At 70.3% G+C, this 3866-nt stretch carries 3 protein-coding genes; all 3 read right to left on the minus strand.

Annotated features, from left to right (window positions below; genetic code table 11):
* Positions 1-862: TerD family protein (locus EHS43_RS39635; protein ID WP_260470924.1), on the minus strand; the 862-nt coding region annotated here is incomplete at its 3' end.
* Positions 863-913: 51 nt separating this feature from the next.
* On the minus strand, positions 914-1492 hold the full coding sequence (locus EHS43_RS39640; protein WP_125195407.1) for a TerD family protein: 579 nt from the start codon (positions 1490-1492) through the stop codon (positions 914-916).
* A gap of 132 nt (positions 1493-1624) precedes the next feature.
* Positions 1625-3760: an excinuclease ABC subunit UvrB gene (gene uvrB, locus EHS43_RS39645; protein ID WP_125195408.1), complete on the minus strand. Its 2136-nt coding sequence runs from the start codon at positions 3758-3760 to the stop codon at positions 1625-1627.
* Positions 3761-3866 lie beyond the last annotated feature (106 nt).

Consider the following 3866-nt stretch of genomic DNA (forward strand, 5'->3'; position numbering starts at 1 on the left):
GCCCGGTGCTGTCCGCGGACGCCGCGGTGAATCCCGACTGCGGCGCGCCTGCCGCCGAAGCGCCCTGCGCGCCGTAGGGCGAGGCGGGCTGCGGGGTGCCGGGGGCCGGACCGCCCGCAGGCGTCGGTGGCGGGGTCGGTGTGCCGTACGGCGACAGGTGCTGCGGGGTGTTCGCCGACGGCTGCGGCGGTACGGCACCCGGGGTGCCCTGGGCCGCGGACGATCCCTGGTCCGCGCCCTGCGCCGGTGCGGCCGACTGCCGGGGACGGTCGCCGTCCGCCGTGAGCGGGGGTGGCAGCGGTACCGCGCGGGCCAGGCTCCGGGCCACCGCCTCGTGGATGTCGTGGGCGAGCTGTCGGGCCTGGGCGAGGCCCTGGTCGGTGAGGAGTTCGGCCAGGCCGCCCGCGTAGCCCTGCCCCACGGCGCGTACCTTCCAGGCTCCCTGGCGGCGGTAGAGCTCCAGAGCGACCACCGCCGACTCGGCGTCCAGGCCGGTGATGGTGTAGCTGGCGAGTTCGCTGCCGTCCAGGCCCGTGACCGCGACGAAGGGGGCGGCGACGGCACCGAAGCGCACGGGGCCGCCCGTCGCGGGCAGCGCGAGCAGGACATGGACCCGGTGGACGGCCTCGGGCACCGCGCCGAGGTCGACGGCGAGGCGGTGGTCGGCGGCCGCCTGCCGGGAGACCTCCAGGCCCGGCAGGGTGGGGGCGCCCGGGTGCAGGACACCCTCGACGCCGTGCACCCGGCCGTGCTCGTCACCGAGCGTGGCTCCGGCCACGATCGGCGTGCCGGCCGCGATCCGGATCTCGAGTCGGGCCTGGGAGAGCGGGTGGTTCTGCCCCCGCACCAGCTCGGCCGTCATCGCCTTCTCCCCCCGTGTCGTGGTGTCGCTCGGGTGCCGCTCGCCGGCCGGTTACAGGTGCGGCAGGATCGCCGGCATCAGGTCCTGGAAGGTGCGGCCGTTGGCCGGGGTGCCGAGGGCCGTCATGGTCCAGCCCGGGCCCGTGCGGTGCACCTTCGCCATGATCTGGGCGGTGTAGGCTCCGCCGCCGGCGAGCGTGTAGCGGGCGAGCTCCTGGCCGTTGGTCTCGTCGACCAGGCGGCAGAAGGCGTTCTGCACCTCCTGGAAGGTCTGGCCCGTGAAGGAGTTCACGGTGAAGACGATCTGGTCGACATGGACCGGGACACGGGAGAGGTCGACCAGGATCGCCTCGTCGTCGCCGCCCTGGCCGACGCCGCCGACGAGGTTGTCACCGGTGTGCTTGACCGAACCGTCGTCGCTCACCAGGTGGCGGAAGAAGACGACGTCGACGGGCTGCTTGTCCGCGAACAGGACGGCGGAGGCGTCGAGGTCGACCTCCCGGGTGCGCGAGCCGAACAGGCCGCGCCGGGGAGCGGCCTGCCAGCCGAGGCCCATGCGCACCGCGGTCAGGCTGCCTCCGTCGTTCTTCTGCAGGCTGATGGCCTGACCCTTGGTCATGTTGACGGTCACGCGCCGAACCCCTCTCGCTGCTGTCCCCTGTTGCCGCGGTCCCCGCGGTGGTCAGAACCCTACGCAGGGCCGCCGACCGTGACGCACCCCGCAGCGCACTTTGTGTCGGTCTTGCAACACAGTGCGAGGCGGTCAGGCCAGGCCCGCCTCCTTCATCTGCCTGAGCTCCTTCTTCATCTCGGAGACCTCGTCGCGCAGCCGGGCCGCGATCTCGAACTGGAGATCCGCGGCGGCCGCACGCATGCGTGCCGTCATCTCCTCGATCTGCTCGGTGAGTTCGGCCGCCGGGCGGTCCGTCGGGACGGTGTCCTTGGCCTTGCCCTTGGCGGCCTTGGTGCCGGCCGCCTTGCCGCCGAGCGCGGGCACGGGGGCCTTGGCGGCCTTGCCGTCCTTGCCCTTGCGGTAGCCGGAGCCGAGCAACTGCTCGGTGTCCACGTCCTCGCGGGCGATCTGCGCGACGATGTCGTTGATCTTCTTGCGCAGCGGCTGGGGGTCGATGCCCCGCTCCTTGTTGTACGCGACCTGCTTCTCCCGGCGGCGGTTGGTCTCCTCGATGGCCTTCTCCATCGCCGGGGTGATCTTGTCGGCGTACATGTGGACCTGGCCGGAGACATTGCGCGCGGCACGGCCGATGGTCTGGATCAGGGAGGTGCCGGAGCGCAGGAAGCCCTCCTTGTCGGCGTCCAGGATCGCCACCAGGGACACCTCGGGAAGGTCGAGGCCCTCCCTGAGGAGGTTGATGCCGACCAGGACGTCGAACTCTCCGGAACGCAGCTCGCGCAGCAGCTCCACGCGGCGCAGGGTGTCGACGTCGCTGTGCAGGTAGCGGACCTGGATGCCGAGTTCCAGGAAGTAGTCGGTGAGGTCCTCGGCCATCTTCTTGGTGAGCGTGGTCACCAGGACGCGCTCGTCCTTCTCGGTGCGGCTGCGGATCTCGTGCACCAGGTCGTCGATCTGGCCCTCGGTGGGCTTGACGACGACCTCGGGGTCGACCAGGCCGGTGGGGCGGATGATCTGCTCGACGACTCCGTCCCCGCGCGAGAGCTCGTACTTGCCGGGTGTCGCCGACAGGTAGACGGTCTGGCCGATGCGTTCCGTGAACTCCTCCCATTTCAGGGGGCGGTTGTCCAGAGCCGAGGGAAGGCGGAAGCCGTGGTCGACGAGGGTGCGCTTGCGGGAGGCGTCGCCCTCGTACATCGCGCCGATCTGGGGGACGGTCACGTGCGACTCGTCGATGACGAGCAGGAAGTCGTCCGGGAAGTAGTCCAGCAGGGTGTTCGGCGGGGAGCCGGGCAGGCGGCCGTCGAAGTGCATCGAGTAGTTCTCCACGCCGGAGCAGGAGCCGATCTGGCGGAGCATCTCCAGGTCGTAGGTGGTGCGCATCCTCAGGCGCTGGGCCTCCAGGAGCTTGCCCTGCTTCTCCAGCTCGGCCAGGCGCTCCCCGAGCTCCTTCTCGATGTCGTTGACGGCCCGCTCCATGCGCTCAGGGCCTGCGACGTAGTGGGAGGCGGGAAAGACGTACAGGTGGTCGTCGTCGCTGATGATCTCGCCGGTGAGCGGGTGGAGTGTCGAGAGGGCCTCGATCTCGTCGCCGAACATCTCGATGCGGACGGCGAGCTCCTCGTAGACCGGGAAGATCTCGATGGTGTCGCCGCGGACCCGGAAGGTGCCCCGGGTGAACGCCAGGTCGTTGCGCGTGTACTGGATGTCCACGAAGCGGCGCAGGAGCTGGTCGCGGTCGATCTCGTCGCCGACCTTGAGGGGGACCATGCGGTCCACGTACTCCTGGGGTGTGCCGAGGCCGTAGATGCAGGAGACGGAGGCGACCACGACGACGTCACGGCGGGTGAGCAGCGAGTTGGTCGCGGAGTGGCGCAGCCGCTCGACCTCCTCGTTGATCGAGGAGTCCTTCTCGATGTAGGTGTCCGACTGCGGGACGTATGCCTCGGGCTGGTAGTAGTCGTAGTACGAGACGAAGTATTCGACCGCGTTGTTCGGCAGCAGTTCGCGGAACTCGTTCGCCAGCTGGGCGGCCAGCGTCTTGTTCGGCGCCATCACGAGGGTGGGGCGCTGGAGCTTCTCGATCATCCACGCCGTGGTGGCGGACTTTCCGGTACCGGTCGCGCCGAGCAGGACGACGTCCTTCTCACCTGCCTCGATGCGCTTGGCCAGCTCGGCGATCGCCGCCGGCTGGTCGCCGCTGGGCTGGTAGGAGCTGACGACCTCGAAAGGCGCCACCGTACGTTCGATGTGGGAAACGGGCCGCATGGAGTCAACCGTACGACTCCCCACTGACAACGCGGCCCGACCAGGGGTTCTGGGCGGCTGCGGAGGGCGGACGGCGGAAGTGCGCGGCGGAGGCCCGGTGACAGCG

It is taken from the genome of Streptomyces sp. RP5T, assembly GCF_003933965.1.
Taxonomy (GTDB): domain Bacteria; phylum Actinomycetota; class Actinomycetes; order Streptomycetales; family Streptomycetaceae; genus Streptomyces.

What these genes read in the sequence shown, in the direction of transcription:
- uvrB (WP_125195408.1), bottom strand. Translation starts at nt 3,760, where the DNA reads ATGCGGCCCGTTTCCCACATCGAACGTACGGTGGCGCCTTTCGAGGTC.